General features: G+C 39.8%; 22 protein-coding genes, 2 tRNA genes and 2 pseudogenes. 6 read left to right on the top strand and 20 right to left on the bottom strand.

What is annotated here, in order from left to right; translation table 11 throughout:
* Nucleotides 1-2: 2 nt before the first annotated feature.
* The 3 genes from QZ995_RS11475 to QZ995_RS11465 all read right to left on the bottom strand — a co-directional run bounded on the left by QZ995_RS11475 (nt 3) and on the right by QZ995_RS11465 (nt 2121).
* The gene (locus QZ995_RS11475; RefSeq protein WP_301806803.1) at nt 3-323 is read right to left on the bottom strand and encodes a YunC family protein; all 321 of its coding nucleotides are present in this window, start codon (nt 321-323) and stop codon (nt 3-5) included.
* 73 nt (nt 324-396) lie between these two features.
* Entirely contained in the window at nt 397-1224 is an 828-nt protein-coding gene (locus QZ995_RS11470) for a sulfite exporter TauE/SafE family protein (RefSeq protein WP_301806802.1), read from the bottom strand.
* Between the two features lie 39 nt (nt 1225-1263).
* Nucleotides 1264-2121 carry a DUF72 domain-containing protein gene (locus QZ995_RS11465; RefSeq protein ID WP_301806800.1) on the bottom strand — a complete coding sequence of 286 codons (858 nt, stop codon included), beginning with the start codon at nt 2119-2121 and terminating at the stop codon, nt 1264-1266.
* Nucleotides 2122-2166: 45 nt separating this feature from the next.
* Here QZ995_RS11465 and QZ995_RS11460 point away from each other — a divergent pair, with 45 nt between their 5' ends.
* From QZ995_RS11460 to QZ995_RS11450, 3 genes are all read left to right on the top strand, one after another.
* Nucleotides 2167-2607, top strand: coding sequence for a Mov34/MPN/PAD-1 family protein (locus tag QZ995_RS11460; RefSeq protein WP_301806799.1), 441 nt, complete (start codon nt 2167-2169; stop codon nt 2605-2607).
* Nucleotides 2608-2912: 305 nt separating this feature from the next.
* Entirely contained in the window at nt 2913-3938 is a 1026-nt protein-coding gene (locus QZ995_RS11455) for a BMP family lipoprotein (protein WP_301806797.1), read from the top strand.
* Nucleotides 3939-4025: 87 nt separating this feature from the next.
* A complete protein-coding gene (locus QZ995_RS11450; protein WP_301806794.1) occupies nt 4026-5036 on the top strand; it encodes a BMP family lipoprotein in 1011 nt (336 codons plus the stop codon).
* Between the two features lie 131 nt (nt 5037-5167).
* Here QZ995_RS11450 and QZ995_RS11445 read toward each other — a convergent pair whose 3' ends face one another.
* The 15 genes and pseudogenes from QZ995_RS11445 to QZ995_RS11375 form a co-directional block, all read right to left on the bottom strand.
* Entirely contained in the window at nt 5168-5503 is a 336-nt protein-coding gene (locus tag QZ995_RS11445) for a metal-sensitive transcriptional regulator (RefSeq protein WP_301806792.1), read from the bottom strand.
* Between the two features lie 54 nt (nt 5504-5557).
* Entirely contained in the window at nt 5558-5764 is a 207-nt protein-coding gene (gene copZ / locus QZ995_RS11440; protein ID WP_301806790.1) for a copper chaperone CopZ, read from the bottom strand.
* A gap of 205 nt (nt 5765-5969) precedes the next feature.
* Nucleotides 5970-7532 (bottom strand): flotillin family protein, encoded by a 1563-nt coding sequence (locus QZ995_RS11435; protein WP_301806787.1) that lies wholly within the window; start codon nt 7530-7532, stop codon nt 5970-5972.
* A gap of 36 nt (nt 7533-7568) precedes the next feature.
* Nucleotides 7569-8078, bottom strand: a complete 510-nt coding sequence (locus QZ995_RS11430) for an NfeD family protein (RefSeq protein WP_301806785.1) — start codon at nt 8076-8078, stop codon at nt 7569-7571.
* A gap of 229 nt (nt 8079-8307) precedes the next feature.
* A complete protein-coding gene (locus QZ995_RS11425) occupies nt 8308-9069 on the bottom strand; it encodes a suppressor of fused domain protein (protein ID WP_301806784.1) in 762 nt (253 codons plus the stop codon).
* A 164-nt stretch (nt 9070-9233) separates the two neighbouring features.
* A tRNA-His gene (locus tag QZ995_RS11420) sits at nt 9234-9309 on the bottom strand.
* A gap of 28 nt (nt 9310-9337) precedes the next feature.
* Nucleotides 9338-9430, bottom strand: a tRNA-Ser gene (locus QZ995_RS11415).
* 123 nt (nt 9431-9553) lie between these two features.
* Nucleotides 9554-9907: a hypothetical protein gene (locus QZ995_RS11410; protein WP_301806783.1), complete on the bottom strand. Its 354-nt coding sequence runs from the start codon at nt 9905-9907 to the stop codon at nt 9554-9556.
* Between the two features lie 87 nt (nt 9908-9994).
* Nucleotides 9995-10765 carry a MerR family transcriptional regulator gene (locus tag QZ995_RS11405; RefSeq protein WP_301806781.1) on the bottom strand — a complete coding sequence of 257 codons (771 nt, stop codon included), beginning with the start codon at nt 10763-10765 and terminating at the stop codon, nt 9995-9997.
* 111 nt (nt 10766-10876) lie between these two features.
* Nucleotides 10877-11794 carry a DUF2268 domain-containing protein gene (locus tag QZ995_RS11400; RefSeq protein WP_301806778.1) on the bottom strand — a complete coding sequence of 306 codons (918 nt, stop codon included), beginning with the start codon at nt 11792-11794 and terminating at the stop codon, nt 10877-10879.
* Between the two features lie 195 nt (nt 11795-11989).
* The gene (locus tag QZ995_RS11395; RefSeq protein WP_301806776.1) at nt 11990-13078 is read right to left on the bottom strand and encodes a GerAB/ArcD/ProY family transporter; all 1089 of its coding nucleotides are present in this window, start codon (nt 13076-13078) and stop codon (nt 11990-11992) included.
* A gap of 159 nt (nt 13079-13237) precedes the next feature.
* On the bottom strand, nt 13238-13771 hold the full coding sequence (locus QZ995_RS11390; RefSeq protein WP_301806774.1) for a hypothetical protein: 534 nt from the start codon (nt 13769-13771) through the stop codon (nt 13238-13240).
* 322 nt (nt 13772-14093) lie between these two features.
* Nucleotides 14094-14276: pseudogene (locus tag QZ995_RS11385) on the bottom strand (DUF7667 family protein).
* A gap of 133 nt (nt 14277-14409) precedes the next feature.
* Nucleotides 14410-14601, bottom strand: a complete 192-nt coding sequence (locus QZ995_RS11380) for a helix-turn-helix transcriptional regulator (protein ID WP_031411226.1) — start codon at nt 14599-14601, stop codon at nt 14410-14412.
* Nucleotides 14602-14922: 321 nt separating this feature from the next.
* Nucleotides 14923-15099 (bottom strand): annotated as a pseudogene (locus QZ995_RS11375) (YolD-like family protein); the annotation flags it as partial.
* A gap of 152 nt (nt 15100-15251) precedes the next feature.
* On the opposite strand from QZ995_RS11375, the gene QZ995_RS11370 reads away from it, so the two are divergent.
* Nucleotides 15252-16595, top strand: a complete 1344-nt coding sequence (locus QZ995_RS11370; RefSeq protein WP_301806769.1) for a helix-turn-helix domain-containing protein — start codon at nt 15252-15254, stop codon at nt 16593-16595.
* Between the two features lie 663 nt (nt 16596-17258).
* A complete protein-coding gene (locus tag QZ995_RS11365; RefSeq protein WP_301806766.1) occupies nt 17259-17894 on the top strand; it encodes a YiiX/YebB-like N1pC/P60 family cysteine hydrolase in 636 nt (211 codons plus the stop codon).
* 42 nt (nt 17895-17936) lie between these two features.
* Here the strand turns inward: QZ995_RS11365 and QZ995_RS11360 are convergent, their stop codons facing one another.
* A complete protein-coding gene (locus QZ995_RS11360; RefSeq protein WP_301806764.1) occupies nt 17937-18284 on the bottom strand; it encodes a DUF3139 domain-containing protein in 348 nt (115 codons plus the stop codon).
* A gap of 199 nt (nt 18285-18483) precedes the next feature.
* Here QZ995_RS11360 and QZ995_RS11355 point away from each other — a divergent pair, with 199 nt between their 5' ends.
* Nucleotides 18484-18795 carry a tyrosine-type recombinase/integrase gene (locus QZ995_RS11355; protein WP_301806761.1) on the top strand — a complete coding sequence of 104 codons (312 nt, stop codon included), beginning with the start codon at nt 18484-18486 and terminating at the stop codon, nt 18793-18795.
* 62 nt (nt 18796-18857) lie between these two features.
* Here the strand turns inward: QZ995_RS11355 and sufB are convergent, their stop codons facing one another.
* Nucleotides 18858-20255, bottom strand: coding sequence for a Fe-S cluster assembly protein SufB (gene sufB, locus QZ995_RS11350; protein WP_301806758.1), 1398 nt, complete (start codon nt 20253-20255; stop codon nt 18858-18860).
* Nucleotides 20256-20293: the final 38 nt, after the last annotated feature.

Below are 20293 nucleotides of genomic sequence, written 5' to 3'. Positions count from 1 at the left end.
GCTTATGTTCGTTGTTCGTGAGAAAGCATGAGTTCAATAGCATCGCTACCTTTTGTACCTATCTCTATCCCCAAAGCCACTGAGCCATAAGTCACTGATTCTAAAGGAGCATCCAGCAGTTCTTGTATCGTTTTTACCCCTGTTGCACGACCTGCAATAATTTCTCGATGAGCTAGCTTCTCATTTAATAATCCAACATCAAGCGCACCGCACATGATATAGCCGATTTCCGTGGCTACAACCAGCAGCGTAGTTTTCGGCAAATGCACGGTAATGGCCTGTGCTACACCCGCGTTAAAATAAAGCGGCTTCATTTCAATCATCGTACCCCTCCTTTCTTTTTACGATATGAGCAAAAGAGAAAAGGGGTGTTTTTTTGAATCAAAATCCTGCATGCTAAGCTACAAAAGCTTTACAAATCATTTGAACGGCAATCGCTAAGATCATGATTCTCAGCAGGAGTATTAAGGTCTTGCCTTTTAATTTATTAGCCACAATAGCTCCTATTGCTCCACCAATCCATGCCCCTGGCGCTAGACCAAGCACATAGAACCATTGGATATGGTCGTTTATAATATTCGTTGTGGAACCGACAACAGCCGATAAAAAGATAATGCACATGGAGGTAGCCGTAGCCATATGGGCAGGGAAACGATATAGGACGATCAGTGCTGGGACCATCAGAATCCCTCCGCCAACTCCAAACAAAGAAGAAATGATCCCGACAAAAAAGGCAATGATGATAGCAGAGGTGCGGTTATAGCCATAAACTTGCTGCTCCCCCTGCTCATCCAGATAAGTTTTAACAATCTTCCATTGGTTCGTTCTTGGCTTGAATTTATCTTTAATCATTAGCAAGATAAACATGGAGATTTGAAACAGACCAAACAAGAGATAAAACGAGTCACTGTTTAGCCATTTATTTACATAAACTCCGACTACTGCTCCCGGAGCACTGCCGATAAAAAATAGGACAGCCGCTTGCACATCCACTTTCTTCTGTTTCCAAAAGCTAATGCTTGAGGATAGAGCTGTTATCGCAATGACTAATAAGGAGGTACCGCTCGCTATTTGCGGGGTAATGCTGCCTGGCTCATACATATTTCCGAAATAAAGCAAGGCAGGAACGAAAAACATTCCTCCGCCAATACCGACCAGACTACCCATTACACCTGCGAATAGTCCAATAAGCATAAACAATAAAATAAAGAGTGCAATTAACATGATCTAAGCCTCTTCCTGGGCGTACAACGCCAAATGTTGTTAGAAAAGCTCGAGTTGCCGAGGATTCAATCCCTCCGGATCAATATCCAATAGTTGCATCATTCGCTTGGCGTTTGCTACAGCATCGCCCCCTGAATTATTATTAAATAGTACAATGACACGTTCCGTTTGCCGACTTAATTCGAGCAGTCTAGGCTTCCATTCTTGTAATTCTTCCTCACTATATCTGTACAAATACCTAACATCTCGCCAATTTGGGGCGCCAGTGTCGAGCCATCCCGCCCTATTTCTCCCATGAAAGCGAACCAACGCCTGTTTCACAGAGCTAACCGCTGTAACAATGGGGACAGAGCCAGACCCTACCTGCGGCTCATCACAGACAACATGAACAGCGCCCAGCTTTTGCAGAAAAGCTAATGTCTTTTCTCTCCAAGCAGGCTCAAACCAGCTTTGGTGTCGAAACTCGACAGAGACAGAATAACGGGAAAAATATTGTACACAGTACTGAACGTATTGCACATGCTCCCGCTTACAGTCAAACCAAGGTGGGAATTGAAACAATAATGTCTCCAATTTCCCTGCGTCAACAAGTGGCTGAATACTCTCTTCAAAACTCTTAAATAATTCTAGCTTTTCATCGCGTTCCATGTTACGTTGATGACCGGTCAGCCCTTGATGCGGTTTGACAATAAAACGGAATGCATCTGGGGTTTCCTTTGCCCACGTCGCATAATTCTTTTGTGGTAAAATAGCGTAAAAAGAGCTGTCCAGCTCTACAATAGGAAAATGACTGGCATAAACAGACAACTTATCTTTGGCTTTCACGCCCTGCGTGTATAAATCATCATGATCTCCCCAGCCGCATACGCCAATTTGAATGTTTTGGTTTTTGCTCAAGAGAAAACCTTCTTTCACTTTAAACTCAAAGGAGAAATAGTAGCTATGAACCACACTCTATTGGGTTCTCCCTTTTCCCATGCGGATCAGCCGATCCTTATCTCAAAAACACTAGTGTCTCAGCTACTTGTAGCAGCAAAACAGCAATTGCCATACGAATTTACTGTATTATTAGGCGGTCATCAAAACATGATTACTTCATTTTATCCTGCTTCTTCGGAAGTTGCCTCAACAGACACCTTTTTGGTAAGTCCATCTATTTTTTTTCAAAGCATAGCCCAGATGAAAAAACAACAAGAAAGGTGGCTTGGCGTTTTGCACACTCACCCGCTCTCTCCTGCCGTTCCCTCTACCCTAGATATACAAGGATGGCATTATCCCCAGCTTTGTTACTGGATTTTGTCATTTGCAACTGAGATACCTGATTTAGCTTTGTATCAAATCAGTCAGGGACATATACAACGGCATTCATACGAGATAATCTAACCGCTTCTGACCTGCCGTCCAGTTTTTTACTTTTTTTGTAAGCTCGTGTCATTGTCCCCTTATTCTTGCCCATCACAAATCATCAGAAAATCTTTCCATATTAGTTTACTCCTTTTTTCGACAATCCTCAAATGCCGGGAGATTACATAACCCTGCTGGTAAATGAGCAGAATATCAATAGAATTTTGAAGCTGGCTTCGTTACGTAAATAATCTAACAATTGACGTTTGTTTATTTGTCTGATAGAATTTCATCGTTTGCCCAATTTAAATACGTAGCAGAGACAAAAGGGAGGATTTTTCATCATGAAAAAGCTTTATTCGATCCTCGGTGCTAGTCTTTTGACCTTCTCACTCGCTCTAAGCGGCTGTGGAACAAAAGCTCCTGAAACCGGGAATGCATCTGGAGAAGCAAAAAAACACTTAAAAGTAGGAATGGTTACTGCTACTGGTAACGTTAACGATAATTCCTTTAACCAGATGACATGGGAAAGCTTGCAAAAGTTTGGAAAAGACACTGGTGCAGAGACTCAATACCTGCAATCTGCAAGTGATAGTGATATCATTCCAAACTTAAATCAATTTATTAAAGAGAAATGGGATTTAACTTTTGGTGTCGGCTTCTTAATGTCCGAACATGTACAAAAAGTAGCAAAAGACAATCCAGAAGCTAAAATAGCCATTATTGACTCTGTTGTTGACGCACCAAACGTAACATCCATCGTGTTCAAAGAGCATGAAGGGGCTTACCTTGCTGGTGTAGCAGCTGCACTAAGTAGTAAAACGGGCAAAATTGGTTTCCTTGGCGGTATTGAAATGCCTGTAATCAAACGTTTTGAAGCAGGCTTCACAGCAGGCGCAAAGGCAGCTAAACCAGATATTACAATCGTTCCCCTTTACACGGGTGCATTTGACAAACCTGATCTTGGTAAATCTACTGCTTCCACAATGTTTAACCGCGGTGTTGACATTGTATTCCATGCAGCAAGCTCTACAGGCGATGGTTTGTTTAACGAAGCTAAAGACCGTCGCGCTAAAGGCGAAAACGTATGGGTTATCGGCGTAGATATGGATCAGTCCAAAGTATTTGGCGAAGATATCACAATGACATCTATGATCAAACGTGTTGATGAAGCTGCTTACCGAGTATCTACTGATCTTTTAAATGGTAAATTTGAAGGTGGTAAATCGGTATCTCTTGGTCTGAAAGAGAACGGTGTTGGGCTAGCTGAATCCACAAAGAAAAACATCTCCGAAGATGTTTGGAAAAAGATTGAAGAGTTTAAACAAAAAATCATTAATGGTGAAATTACAGTACCAGACAAAATGTAACATCTTTTTATAAAAACGGCATTTCTGTTAGCTTTTCAGCTACGGCAATGCCGTTCTTTACTCATTTTCTTTGGAGGTACAAACAACATGAAAAAAATGATTAGCCGTGCGCTACCACTTCTATTAGTTCTACCTTTAGCACTAAGCGGATGTGGCAATCAAAAACAAGCAGCACCTGCCGGAGATGTTAAAAGCAATGTAAAAATCGGGATGGTAACCTCTGTAGGTACCGTGAATGATAACTCCTTTAACCAAGGTACATGGGAAGGCTTGCAAAAGGTAAAGAACGACAAAGGTGCTGAGGTACAATACCTGCAATCCAGCTCCGATGCTGATATTATTCCAAACCTTAACCAATTTGTGAAAGAAAAATGGGACTTAACCTTTGGAATCGGCTTCCCAATCATGGAACACGTACAAAAGGTAGCAAAGGAAAATCCTGAAGCAAAGCTTGCTGTTATTGATACAGTCGTTGAAGCTCCAAACGTTACTTCGGTTGTATTTAAAGAAGAGGAAGGCTCCTTCCTAGCTGGGGTCGTCGCCGCATTAACCTCAAAAACAAAGAAAGTCGGCTTTGTTGGTGGTATTGAGATCCCTGTTACAAAACGCTTTGAAAAAGGCTTCCTAGCTGGGGTAAAAGCGGCTGATCCTTCTGTACAAGTAAACACCATTTATACAGGTGCCTTCGATAAACCTGATGCTGGTAAATCCGCTGCATCCTCCCTATACAACCAAGGTGCTGATATTTTATATCACGCAGCAGGTGCGTCTGGAGACGGTGTCTTTAATGAAGCAAAAGCACGTAAAGGCAAAGGTGAAAACGTGTGGGTTATTGGCGTAGACATGGATCAATCTCTTGTATTCGGGGATGACGTGACACTTACGTCCATGATGAAACGTGTAGACGAAGCAGCTTATCTAGTAGCTACCAATTACATGACTGGCAAATTTGAAGGTGGTAAAACCCTTTCCCTTGGTTTAAAAGAAAATGGCGTCGGCTTATCTGAATCTTCCCGTAAAAATATCTCTGAGGATGTTTGGAAAAAAGTAGAGGAATTCCGCAACAAGATTATTAGCGGTGAAATTAAGATTCAATAGGGTAGGCTGATTATGCTTATACAATAGATTACTCGTTATACTGAATACTGACAAAAAGCTCTCTTTTTCGTGTTTTCATATACACACAAAAGAGAGCTTTTCTTTAATTAGCAGGCTATTATTCATACCTTTTATTTCATTAGCTTTGCCACTGTTTTTAGCAACTCATCAATCACTTCCTGGTCGCCTTCCTGAATGCGTTCCACTACACAGCTTTTCATATGACCTTCCAATAGAATCTTTCCTACGGAGTTGAGTGCAGATTGAACAGCAGCTATCTGATTTAGTACATCATCACAATAAACGTCCTTTTCAATCATACCCTTGATGCCGCGAACCTGCCCCTCGATTCGATTTAATCGGGATTGCAAATTCCCCTTTAGCTTTTCGGAATGATGGCTGGTTCGCTCCTGACAACATCCTTTTTCCTTTTCATCAGGCAAAAGCTGTTGATTATCTCCCTCCATTTCATTCCCCCCTTTTTCTCATATTCTCCAATATAGTGTATACGTTATTCTCTTTTATTCTACATCATATCCTTGGTCATCAATGGTTTCTTTAATTGCTTCTACTGTTACTTTTGTGGAATCATAAGCTACATCCACCTCTGCCTCAGACAATCTAACCTTGACTGAAGCAACTCCTTCTAAGTTGCCTACAGCTTTTTCAATCGCTTGCACACAATGATTGCATGACATACCTTGTACTCGTAATACGACGTTTTCCATCTTGTTCAAACTCCTTTCGATTATCACTTACATTATCGTTCTCCATGTTACTATACCCCCCCAGTGTATGTAAAGGGTATTGAATCTTGCTGCAAATTATTATTCAAAAACCCTCCTACCACAGTAAACCTCGGTAGAAGGGTTGGTACACCAATCGATCTTAAAAAAACTATGACAGCTCGAGTCAGTAATAAATGCTCACGTTCTATTTTTCTTGTCGAATCTGATCAGTTAACTTACTAACCTCAGAAGCTTCTTCCAGAACTTCAGCTTTAACATGATCGATCTCTGCTGGTGCGGATACCTGGCCTTTTTTCATGAAGCCTTCAATCATCTCATTCATATCTAAGCCAGAGACATCCTTTAGCATTTCTGGTAACTGAGTCATTAATTTAGTGACGTTTGTACTTAAACGATTTACACCGTCTCCTTGCCCGCCACCAGTATCAATAATGGTTACCTTGTCGATTGCTTTCATTGGTTCAGCAACCTTCTCAGCCAACTCAGGCAACATCTTGACCACAATATCTAATACAGCCGCCTGACCAAATTTTTCGTATGCTTCAGCCAATTTACGCTTTCCTTCTGCTTCTGCTTCCAGTTTAAGCTGAGTTACCTCCGCCTCGGCTGTACCGCGCGCCCTTTCTGCATCAGCATAAGCAAGACCCTCTAAACGCTTTTGTTCTGCTTGAGCTTTCGCTTCTGCCTCGATACTATATTTTTTAGCATCCGCTTCACGCATTTTCTTCGCTTTCTCCGCTTCAGCCGCCTGCTCTACAGCATAGCGATCGGCATCCGCTTTTTTCTTTACTTCCGCATCGTACTGGCGCTCTCTACGCAGGATTTCTTTTTCTTCCAGCTCGATCTCTTTCTCACGGCGCACGATGTCTACTTTCATTTCCTCTTGGGTAACCTGTTGTTTCATCTTCGCCTGTTGTAATGAATACGCTTGGTCGGCTGTAGCACGCGCTCTGTCTTGCTCCTGCTTAAACTCTGAAATTTTGAGTTCCTTTTCTTTTTCCGCTTCAGCAATGTTGGTTTCTTTCAATAATTCAGCCTTTTTAGCGTGCTCTTCGGCTTGTGCCTGCTTGATGCGGGACTCTTTATCAGCCTCTGCTTGGGAAATGCTAGCATCCCTTTTCACCGCAGCAATTTGCGGAATACCTAACGCAGCCAAATAGCCATTTTTATCTCGAACGTCTTTGATCGTAAAGCTAACAACAGACAGCCCCATCTTTTTTAAGTCTTTGGCAGCTACAGCCTGCACTTCCTGGGCAAAGCGCTCCCGATTCTTATAAATTTCCTCTACTGTCATGCTTCCAAGGATGGCACGCAGATACCCCTCCAGAACCTCCTGAGCTTCAGAACGCAGCGCCTCATCTGGTTTCCCCATAAATTGTTCTGCCGCTGTAGCAATGTCTTCTATAGAACCGCCAACTTTAATAATTGCCACACCGTCAGCCATCACAGGCACACCATGCTCGGTGTAAACCTCTGGGGTAGATACATCCAATTTATGTGATAATAAGCTTAAAAAGTTCGCTTGCTGGAAAATTGGCAGAACAAACGTACCTCCACCTCGTACGATCTTAATTTTGTTGCCTGATTCGTCAGTTAATACGTTCTTGCTTCCAAGTGCACTCCCCGTTACAATCATTGCTTCATCTGCACCTACTGTTTTGTATCTTGCCCAAAACGCAATACCAACGATTACAAATACAGCGATTACAGCAATAATAGGTCCAAGCACAATGATGTCAAAATCCATTAGCAAACATCCTTCCTTTATGTATTCATCTAGCATTTATTCAAAGGGAATCACTTGTAGAACATGATCCTCTACTTTGACAACTACGACACGAGAACCCTGAGGAATCATAACCTGATCTTGGCTAGACGCAATTTGGTTACTAGTCCCGCTCAGCATTGTAATGATAATTTCACCATATCCCTTGGCAGGGATGGTTGTAACAACTTCCCCAATTTGCCCTTCCAATTGGGCAAGTGAATAGCCTGTAGAATTTTCAGCATTTTTCATGGGGCGAATCCAAATAAAATACCCCGCTGCAGCAAGTAGTAGACCACTGCCAGCAGAAAGTAACACCACACTTGTGATGGAAAGCAATGTGAACCGATGCAGAAGAAAGCCGCAAGCACCAAAGGCTGTAATAGCACTCACAACACAAACAGGTTGTAATACCGGGCTTTCAACACCGCCTGTAAGGGCATGACTATGATCAGCAAACATCAACACAATAGCAAACAAGAATCCAAGTCCTATGCAGCTAAGAAAAATAATATCCCATGTCCCCATGTAAACACCTCGTTCTAGAATTAAGTCAAGTGCATAAAAGGGTGCAATGATTTTATCTTGCACTTGTTTATACGTTTCGATTGGAATACGGTTTCAAAATTTCCAGATAATTTCCATCATTTTTTTGTCCTTTACGTAATCTTTTAATGAGAGTGTCTTTATGTTTGGATGATATCAATTTTATTCTATACTTTATCCCCATATAAAAGAAACCTCCGAATCATCTAATTTAGATGACAGAGGCTCGATTCCATTCTAACGTATTTACATCATTTTCTATGAAGATAGCTTCTAATTCAGACCAACCATTTTGTTTCACAAACTCAGCCTCTGTGCGCCATAAAGGAACTAGCATGTATATGCTTACAAGTGCTTTTCCATCAGTGAAATGGGCAAACCCTTCTGGCTCAAAAACAGGAGGCAGGCAAATGACATGTGTAAAACCATGATGTGTCCCAAATGGTTGACTGCTCGAAAAGAGCTGCTCGTTAGTAGAACTGTCTATTTCTACAGCCTGTTGTATAATGTGTTCAATCAGTATGGGCAATTCCTGATGTTTTTCATACGTGCTAATGATATATTCTGAGCCATTCTTTATTGCAGAGCCGCAAGTCGCATACGTAAACCACCCTCGACTGCGGTTACACGGATACAGAAGCACCGCTATCTCCTCTTTATCCTGCTGGATTAAAAACTGGTCAACTGGCTGATCCTGAAAGAACGTTTGATAATGCGACTTGATCCACTTTTGCAAAGTCACATCTGTTTGTTTATTTTTCTCTTCATCATGATAAATATCCGGGGACCCGTGTTTCTGAGAATGCTGTGTAGAGCGAGGTTCTGCTTCAGTAACCGCCCGCTCGACCACACCCAGCCAGACCTTTAGCATTTCCGGCTGTTTCGTACACTCCTTCCTCTTAGACAGGAGATAGAGGAAGAAAAGCAGGAAAAGAAACGCGATCATCAGTAGCATTATTTTAAGCAGAAACATCTGTCGACCCCTCTCTTGAAATAATTCTCCCTATATAAGCCTATGCTACATCATACATACGGTTCCATCATATGCCCGAATTCGTCAAAAAACCCCTTGTCTTCAAGTCTCCTTGAACAACAAAGGGGTTTTAATCGTAGCAGTTATATGTCTTTAAAATAAGATGGGGCGATCGATGGGAATCGAACCCACGAGTGTCGGAGCCACAATCCGATGCGTTAACCACTTCGCCACGACCGCCATGTATGAACATAAAAGATAAGTAAAATGGCGGACAGGGTGGGATTTGAACCCACGAGACGGGTCGACCCCGCCTACACGATTTCCAATCGTGCTCCTTCGGCCACTCGGACACCTGTCCAGATGTTTCATACAATAAATAATATAGCAGATTTATTTTAAAAAAACAAGGGTTTTTATTCAATTTCTAAAAAAAAATAGTGTAAGCGGTTACCGAATCGACTGTAACCGCTATCTTTTCAATTTATTCTGATCTTTCTTTCTGAAAAGCAAGTTTAATTACCTGATATATCAGCAATTGTGGAAAAGCGTACAGCCCGGAAAGAATTAGTCCGACCAGCTCTGCTGTCAATGGCTCGAAGTAAGCATCGCTTCCACCCATAAAATAGTGTGCAAGAGCTATGGTTAGAACCATTGAAATAGCAATGCCTCCCATCATATATCTGAATTGATTCACACACAAGGGCAATAAGATCATGGACAATAAATACATCCATGCGCTACCTTGTTTGTAATCCATATACATGGTGAGGAATAGTAGCGGAGAACAAAGAATGATTGCAAGTAAATTCCATGCAGAAGATTGGATGAATTTCATGTTAACCAACACCTTGCCATTAACACTTTTTCAATATTCTACCATATTCTTCCGGAATTCACTAGCAGATTAACAGTTCAAATATGTTTACATGTCTGCTTGACCATTCTCTGAGACCTGACGCTTCGTATATACGGCTAGCGCTTCCTGAATATATATCCCCTCTGTTTCCGTATACGGCATAGGGAGGGGAGATTTTGTATGAGCTGTATGCAAGCTCCGATACATATCCGCATCTCCTTTGGTAAAAGCATAGATAAGGCTTTGCCACTCATGAGCTAACTTCTGCACCTCCTCGCTTTCCACCGCTTTGTTCTGAGCAAAGGCCTTCTTAAACCCTTCTATGACAATATTCCAGCTTAGCGTATCACGCTTTTGCTCCATTTCTGTATACATTTCCTGACGTTGGTGAAGCAGGATCAGCTGTTCCTCTGTGTAGTATTTTTTCCACCAATGCTTATCCTCCAGATGAATCACCTTAATCAGGTCAATGATTGCATCCCATTTCACGCTTTGCTCCTGCTTCACCAGCAGACTGGCATAGTCCAACGCGGAAATAACTTGATCAAGCTTCTCCCGTTTTTCCTTCATCAATTTCTTTTGCATCTGTAATGATTCCTCTAAATCGACTGGCTGGATTTGTTGAAGAGCTTTAATCTCCCCCAATGAAAAGCCTAAATACTTTAGTGTCAAAATTTGTTGCAGTTTGGCCAGATCATTACTCGTGTAAATTCTAAAGCCGTTCTCTGCATGCTTAGCAGGGGAAAGTAGCCCGACCTTGTCATAATAACGAAGCGTTCGAATGCTAACCCCTGCTACTTTAGCAAATTCACCTGTACGGTACTCTTTGTACTCCACAGTAGCATCTCCCTTTGCATCATATGTTTGCTGATTGCCCTCTAATATAAAAATAGTATAAATTTCACATACATAGCTTATCTGAATTTAGAAAGATGCTGATATAGACATTTATTCAAAAAAACAAGACTCTGCTATTATTTGATTTGCTGGTGTTAATGTTGCCTCCATAATGCTTTTCCCTGTTTTCTTAAGATATGCTTGGACAAGGTGATAACCGACGCCATATCCCGCATACGGCGACAATCCAACCCTTTGATACCCCATTTTATCAGCTAGATCATCACCGAACAGATAGCTTCTTACTTCGCTAAACCCTCTGACATGTAAGGAATCCCGAATGACTCTCGTGGAGTACGCAAGCTCATCCCCCACCAAATGGGTAACCCAGGGGCCAATTCGTTCCTCACCATACATATGAACAGCAAAAGATTCTGCCAATCCTTCTATGACGATGTACTCCCCCACACTTACATCTCCATATCGAAATGGTTCATAGCAAAAACGCACCTGATGGTTAAACTCGTGAGCAATTACATGCGGCAGTCTTGGCAGCGTATAGTCATTTGGACAAATATATATCTGAATGTACCCCGGGATACCAGCAAAACCCGAATAACCTTGAACAAACTGCATTTCTTTACTCATTCTGTCTCCTATAAATAGGGCGTAGTGTATCTCTTCTAATGGGAGGTTATAGCCTATTTTCGAAAACTCTTCCACTACTTCTTCCAAAACCCTTTCAGACAAATGATTTGCATGTATTTGTTCTAATTGGAGCACTTCGTCTTTTAATGCCGATGAATCTGAACTGCTTGGAACCCACAATCCTAGCATTTGTGAAGCCATAATCACATCATAGCCATTTTGCACCGGGGCTTTCAGTGGAACACCGATTGTTTTCCACATTGCTTCAAATGGTTTCATTAGTTTATATCGAAACATCTCGATTTGCTCCTCAGCAGATACATCCAGCATCTGTTTATAAATAGATGCTGTATCATGTAAAACAACTGATGCATTAGACATTTTTAGCCTCTCCCTTCAATAACAAATCCTCGTTGAGCTTTTCCTTCTTTTCTTCTTTCATTCCCCAATAAAAAAAGACTTTCCTTAGCAGAAAGTCGTCTTTTTACTCTCTTGCTTTTTCCCAATCTTACAGGGTGACGTAGCGTCACAGGCAAGAGTTTTTAGCTTTTTTGTCGATTTAATGTAAGCAATGAATCAAGGGCCCTTTCTCTTTGGTACAAGCATCACGTATAGCCAAAAGAAAACGGGAAAAGCAAAAGCTACGATATAAGAAAAAGGGGCTAAAAGGATATTAAACAAGTTTATGTTAGTAAAGTACGGCTGATAAAACAGATAGCTCACTATAAAAATCCCTAAAATGATATATAGCTGCGGCCTCCCTCTTCTTTTCGTAAGCTCAGAGATACCTTCTGTAACAAAAAATAGATACGGGATAACGGATGATAAAAAAATGAGGATGTAAAAGGAGACGTAGACAATTTCAAAGCGCTCCAAAAATGCGAAACGTATCGGCTTGACCAATGTTAGGGTAGGCCAGATAAACTTTGTAATCTCATCAGGACTAAAAAACATAAAACATATAATAGTGATTTCCAAATAGATCAGCAAAGTAATTGAATTGGCAATAATAATGCCCTTTGCGGCATGCTTCTTATTCTTTATGTATGGATAAAAAAGATAGGCCAATTCAAAGCCTAGGAAGGGAAACACAGCGACCCGTACACCTTGAATAACAGGCTCCCACCCCTCCTTTAGAATTGGCAGCAGAAACACGAAATGACTTTGATTTAAAGGGAAAAGGAGAACTAGTAATAACCATAAAGTTGAAAAAAACACAACAACCTGAAATCCGCTAAGCACTCGAATGCCACCGCGTATTGCCATATAGATAGGAACAATAAATAGAACACCAATAAAATAATTGGGCGTATTTGGCAGTATCCATTCATTAATGATGAAGATGCTCGAAACAAAAATAGAGAATGCACTAATAAAGCCATATATAATCCAGATAACCATGATTACATTTCCCATTATAGAGGAGAAATATAGCTGGAGGATTTCAAGCATTGTCTTTCCTGGATGCTTTGACATGACCTTTATAATACATAAGCTAACTACGGTGGACAGAGCATATCCAATGATAATGGAAATCCATCCATCCGTCCCAGATACCTGTGCAAGCTCTGCAGGAAGTGTCAAAATGCTTGTTCCAAGTTCAATGCTAGTAATAACTATAATAAAATGTAGGAGAGAAATCTCTTTCTTCATGAATGTAGACATTACCTTGTCCCCCCTATTCCTATACATCTTCTTATTTTTTTGCTGGCAGGGAATTCGGGAGTATAACCTGTATATAAAAGTAATATCCGCAAAAAAAGGGCAGGATATTCCTATCGGCTAGACGAGAAATATGCTTATTTCCTCAATCCTTAATCAAGCCTAAGAGTATAATTGGATAAGAGACAATAATCTTATTTTAACCTCTTCAGGCAACGGTTCTTGCAGTAATCGTTTACAAACATCTAGATTGGTACCGTTCTTTTCAAGATATCCATATATTCTATCTGCTTTTTGACTACGGTCTATTAGCTGATAGGCTACAGCCCATACCTCAGGAGCGCAGACTGGGATGCCTCTCCATTCGTAAGCTGGCAGGCAGGGAAGATCACATATACCCGTTTTTGTTTTCACGGAAAAACTCCCCATAAAATCAATCTCTTTTCCATGCAGCCCCACCGATAATCGATATTGAGTGTTGTATACACCGTCACCCGAAATCCCTACTGTCACAGGATATTCCGTTAATGCTTCGCATAGCTTGTCTAATGATGCATCTGTGGTGATATCGATATCGCGAAAATTAGTTTCTAATCCTAAGCTGTATAATAGAGTGCTGCCACCTAGGGCAAACGTTATATTTCTTTGATGAAGCCGCTTTCCTAGTCTTGCTACCTGGTCTAAAATATCTTCCATCGCTTACAATCCTCTCTTTTTATGCTTATCCCAAATACATCCTGATTGAAAAACTGACAAACTGACCGATTGTAGCCATTGTATGCTCTTCAAAATTTTTAATCAATGCAAGCGATGTTTTCCCCCCTGTATTCTCCATGCCGTTCCAACTTTGGAACTCAAGCACAAATGTAAAAAACGTGTCCGAGAGACTCGGACACGCAATGTAAAAGTTACCCCCGGTATAATCTTCACGTGACCAGAAGATTAAGGATGACGCTTTGATCAGTACGAACGGTATGTTCAATTTTAAAATTCCGGGCAAATTCCGGACAAACCGTTTTCAGCTCTCTATCTTCTCTATCCTTGAACACAACTCATGCTGCCAATCCGCGTCGTTCGTCATACTGGCGATAAAAGATAAGTTTTTGAGTTTTGCAATCTCCTAAGCTCTTTGAGCGTTTGCACTCAGACAATGACTCATTTCTGTCATTTCCGAGTCAGTAAGCTCCCTTGTCTTATTGATAAATCAAAGCTCTGCCATACGTTGGTGGACGATCCACATCTGCACCAGCTCCTTAATCTTGATGGTACAGTGTATGCACACAGATACAATAAATTGCATTATAATATAATTTTTTGTATTAACAAGCAATTAATTACTTTGATTCCCATATATCTTCTACTTTGAGACTTAAAGCTTCAGCAATACGAAAAGCTATATCGAGTGTCGGTATTATTGTTCCAGTTACAATCCTACTAAAGTGTGCTTCTCCTATTCCGATCTGCTTTGCAAATTCCCGCTGTTTTATTTTTCTTTCTACAAGAATCAATTTCAAGCGACAATTCATTTCATCACCCCATAGTTGACTTCCCTATAGGCCTTGTCGAATCCTTTGACGAGTAAATAGAGGTTTTGACGAAAAAAGCTCCCCATACAGGGAGCCTTACTAACTTAACAACTATTAATTTCCTTCTACTGGTCCCAGAGAACCTATTTCTGGTCCGTGACTGTCCTGACGCCTCAATTCTTCTCCTCCTTTTTATGTAATGCTGATCGTAATTACCATATCATAAAAGAGTACAACCCTTTTTCGTTAATTCGTTAAAGGGTTGTACTGTATCCCTGTTCCCATAGGCAATACACTATATGCATTTATAAGATTCTCTGCTTAAGCTTCCACACTCACTACATCTTCTACAGGAATCCACCAAAAATCCTCATCATTCTTTAGCTTGATCTGTTTAAATTGGGAATCAAACCTAACTACCAATCCTCAGGCGGATTCAATTACGCCTCTACCTTCTTTTATCTCTTTCCACCAGCTAATCGTTAAGGCATAGTCATACTAACGGATGTTTTATTTATTTTGTAGTTAGGAACTTATGGAACTTAATATTTTTAATAATATTACTCATATACCTTATTTTTATTTACAATATTATCCAATTAAAGTATGATGTAGTAAAATATTTCCAGACCGAAAAGGAGGATCGTTTAATGCACGTCTTGGAATTTAATTATCAAGTAGCACAAATAGAATTACGTCAGCGTTTACAAAATGTACTTGATAAAAAAGGATGGAAGCAAAAAGACCTTGTTTTAGCAACTGAGATTGATTCAGTTACTTTGAGTCTAATACTGAACAACAAAAGGGGTTTGACATTACCTCAATTAGACTCTATTACGGAAGCTTTAAGATTACCTAAAGATACCTTTTATGAGTATTTTATTGGGGAATGCTTTAACGAATCAGGGAAATTGTCACCTGTTAAAACCGCAGATTTTTTCACAAGTTGTATCAACGTTGAACGATATGACATTACAAAGAAGATCATTGAATTGATCAAAGAGGATACAGATAGAAAAAGGCTTCTTGACAACACCTTTAAAATGGCAGAACATATTTTTTCATCCGATCAAAGAAACTACAGTCTGCCCTTATATGATATCGTGATCGCGAACAGTACAACACGTAATGAAAGAGCAGCCATTTCTTATTTTAGACGATTTGTAATAGCTAGAGATGTAGACCTTACTGTCTCTGGATATAAATCGCTTCACCAACTTTTAGAATACCTTCCTCTACTTCCAAAAGAATACAAACTAGAAGCGTATTTCAAAATATTAACGTTTTATAACACCGTAGAAAAATGGGATGAGCTACTAAAATTTTCAACCGAATTGAAAGTCTTAGCAACGAAAGAAGAAAACAAAGAGTACATTGCCATTGCTCTATTGTATGAATTTTCAAGCTATAAAGGTATGAATGATCTGATAAATGGAATCCGTGTCATTAGGGAGTACGGTTCCTATGGTGATTCTATGTTAGCTCAAATTAATGAAACTCTACTTCTCATTGAAAACGGACATGTAGAGTTTATTGACGATCATTTAAACCTAATTTCTTCCGATCCCCAGAAATTATTTGCATTTTTACCTGTAGCTATAGAGGTCTATCTTCAAAAGGAGATGCTTCAGGATATTCAGGTGCTTTTACAAAAGTACAAAAAGGAGATTGAACAATTATCCTGCAAGACAGATAAACTTAGTCAAAAATATAAATTAAGGTTATTTCAAGCATTAGCGGCATATTTTCTTATGAAAGGAGAAACCGACTTAGGGTTTAATTATAATGTTGAGGCGTTAGAACTGGCACTCATGTTCAAAAACGTTGAGCGATTAAAAAGCATCATGCTCATGCATTATGAGTATAACCCTTCTGAAGAGCATAAAGAAAAGTTTATTAACATTATGGCAAGGGGGAACATTCATTATGAAAAGAATTTTAATGTCTTCACTCATGATTCTTTCCTTATTAAGTTCTATCGGAATGAATTTTGAGATACCAGCTTCATTCGTAACAGACCAAAGTTTATCAAGCACTTATACATACGGTGAAGGTTGGTAATTAGAGAGGGTATCCTCTCTTTTTTTTGAGTGAATTAGGAGGAATTTACCTACCAAATCAAACAAAAAGACTTAATTAATTAACAGAAATTTCTATTAGGAAAATTTGTGCCTACTGATATATAATTAAGTTAATAAATGGTAATTCATGAAAAATATAGAAAAATGCATTATTTTTTGTTTTTTGTGGTTGCCAGAGAAAGGAGGGTATCAAAGAAGAAATATTCAAAGAAAGGAGTTGAAAGATGTTAGCATGGGGCGATTGTAGAGGGAGATGTCGGAAGAAAGATTTAAAACAGGTAATAAAATCGGGATGTTCCCAAATGCCCTACGAAAGCTTAGGAACACCCCAACAATCGGAGCATATTTAATGATGCTCCATTCAAGTTTACCACGCCTTTGCGTTTAAATGGAAAAAAATATTTTTTTCGAAAAAGTAATTGTCTTACATGTGAATACCTGTACGGAAAACCTTGTAGAACAAACAGAGCCGTCTTTCAGCTATTCTTTGAAAACAGAAAGAAGATATTGAATGATTCTTTTCAAGATTTTGTTTATAAGCTAGGAGAAGGAATAACAATATTCGGAGGCTTAAATATGTTTAAAAAAAGATTACTTATGTCGTTGATGTCAGTCTCACTAATATTTACTGGGGCTTTAGGTGTGTCAGCTTCTGAAATAGAAAGACAGAATATTAATAAGCCAGAGGATGTTCCAGTCGAAGCAACATATCCAAATTCAAGAGTTGAGATTAAGCCAGGGGATATCCTTATAACAAACAATACCATTTCAAAAGGACTTACTGGTCACGCTGCGATTGTTGTAGATACAGAAAATATTGTTGAAATACAAGGGATAGGGCATAATCCAGAAAAAAATTCAATCAAAAGATTTTTTAGAGATAATGTAGGTAAAAAATATGGGACGAAAGTAGTTCGATATAATCGAACCAAGATTCGAAATAAGGCAGCTGATTGGGCAGACTGGTATGTAAGAAACTATTCAGATGTAGAATATGCTATCTCTGATTTATACAACTATAAGTACAAAACATACTGTTCAAAAATTGTATGGAATGCATACTATTTTGGTGCTGGTGTTCGATTGAATACATCTAAGACATATGTACCTGGACCAGGGGGTACATCTCCAATTGAACTAGAAATCGCTGCTCCTTACGATCTTGAAGACAGTTCAGATGTGACCACTGTACTTACTCAAGGTAATTTCTAAAAAAGAGTAAAAAAGTTACCTGCCATTTGACAGGTAACTTTTTTATGGTTCCTTATGTTTTGTTTCATCACTTAATTGACCTTTATTATATTTAGAAGCTCCATAACCTGTTTGCATGACCTCTCCATCAATAACTCTATAGCCATAGGTTTTATCTTTCTCATCGCTAAAAATGACTCTAGCACCATACGTACCGAACTTACTTAGATAATCAACCCTAATTTCTGTAATATCACTTTTTTTGTACTTTTTTTCATTTATAAGGTAGGCTTCTATTTGACTTTTCATTTCTTCTTTCTTGTATGAGTAACCCCCAATAAGCCACTCAAAATTATAAATAACTAAAAATGCAATCACTAAGGTTATTACAGACAAAAATATTTTTTTCAAACCCTACCCTCCTTCTTACACTACAATATCACCTGCTTATTATACCATTAAAGAAAATTTTATCCAAATATTCTTTCAACTCAAATTACATCCATAAGTTCATATTATGGTCACCACTTATGGCATAGACCAATTTGTACACCTCCAAAGAATTAAAATTCCTAAAGACACTAAAGTCAATCAAAAAGAAGTTTGCCTTATGTACGAGAACTACAAGGCTACAAAAGAGAATATTGTTTTCCATCAACAAGACGGTAGATGGTTACGTACAAACGTGGTACGGGAGTATTTCAAAGAAGTATGTAAGCGCGCAGGAGTTCTTGTCCTCTCACCTCATGCCTTACGTCACACCCATGCTGTTCATCTTTTGGAATCGGGTGCAAATATAAAATACGTGTCCGAGAGACTCGGACACGCAAGTGTTAAAGTTACCGCTGATACATATCTTCACGTCACCAAGAAGATTGAAAATGACGCTTTATCCATGTACGAACGATATCTTCAGCTATAACATTTTGGACAAATTTTGGACAAACCGTAGTTCCGAAGCCGAAAACCCTTGATACAACAAGGTTATCCGATAGACCCTTCCATCTCGAACTTAATCAGACGGTTCATTTCAACGGCATATTCCATTGGCAATTCTTTTGTGAATGGCTCAATAAAGCCCATTACGATCATTTCTGTAGCTTCCGCTTCACTTAAGCCGCGGCTCATCAAATAGAACAACTGATCTTCAGATACTTTAGATACAGTCGCTTCATGCTCAAGCGTCACGTTGTCATTCATGATCTCATTGTATGGGATCGTATCAGAAGTAGACAATTTATCTAAAATCAATGTATCACACTTGATGTTAGATTTAGCACCCTCTGCTTTACGACCGAATTGAGCTAGACCACGATATGTTACTTTACCGCCATCGCGGGAAATAGATTTAGATACGATCGTAGAAGTACAATCAGGCGCTAGATGGACCATCTTCGCACCAGCATCCTGATGCTGACCTTTACCCGCTACCGCGATAGAAAGAACTGTACCTTTAGCACGCGGTCCTTTCATGATAACGGCAGGATATTTCATCGTTAACTTGGAACCGATGTTTCCATCAATCCATTCCATGTTTGCATCAGCATACGCTACAGCACGTTTGGTTACTAGGTTATATACGTTATTAGACCAGTTCTGGATCGTTGTATAACGGCAACGAGCGCGTTCTTTAATAATGATTTCAACTACAGCAGAATGCAAAGAATCTGTGCTGTAGATTGGCGCCGTACAGCCTTCTACGTAATGAACAAAGCTATCCTCGTCCGCAATGATTAGTGTACGCTCGAATTGACCCATGTTCTCTGAGTTAATGCGGAAGTATGCTTGGAGTGGAGTTTCTACTTTTACACCTTTTGGCACGTAAATGAAGGACCCACCAGACCATACAGCAGAGTTAAGCGCCGCGAATTTATTATCTGCTGGCGGAATAACTGTCGCAAAATACTCCTTCACGATATCAGGGTATAAACGTACAGCCGAGTCCATGTCCGTAAATAAAACACCTAGAGACTCTAAATCCTCTTGCATGTTATGGTAAACAACCTCAGATTCATACTGTGCAGATACACCAGCTAAGAACTTTTGCTCAGCTTCTGGGATACCTAGCTTGTCAAAGGTAGCCTTGATTTCTTCTGGTACCTCATCCCAGCTGCGACCCGCTTTTTCAGACGGTTTTACATAGTAAGTGATGTTGTCGAAATCCAATTCATCGAGGTCGCCGCCCCATTTAGGCATTGGCATTTTATAGAAAATGTCCAGCGCTTTTAAACGGAATTCTAACATCCATTCTGGTTCTTCTTTGATTTTAGAAATCTCTTCTACGATTTCACGAGTTAAACCTTTTTTCGTACGGAAAATCGAAACGTCTTTATCGTGGAATCCATATTGATACTCTTGGATTTCAGGGGCTTTCTTCGCCATATCGTTCACTCCTTTTGCCTCACAATTCAATTGGAGGG

Source organism: Brevibacillus laterosporus, assembly GCF_030489605.1.
Taxonomy (GTDB): domain Bacteria; phylum Bacillota; class Bacilli; order Brevibacillales; family Brevibacillaceae; genus Brevibacillus_B; species Brevibacillus_B laterosporus_E.
Note: the sequence above shows the minus strand (reverse complement) of the source record. Positions and strands in the feature narration are given on the sequence as shown.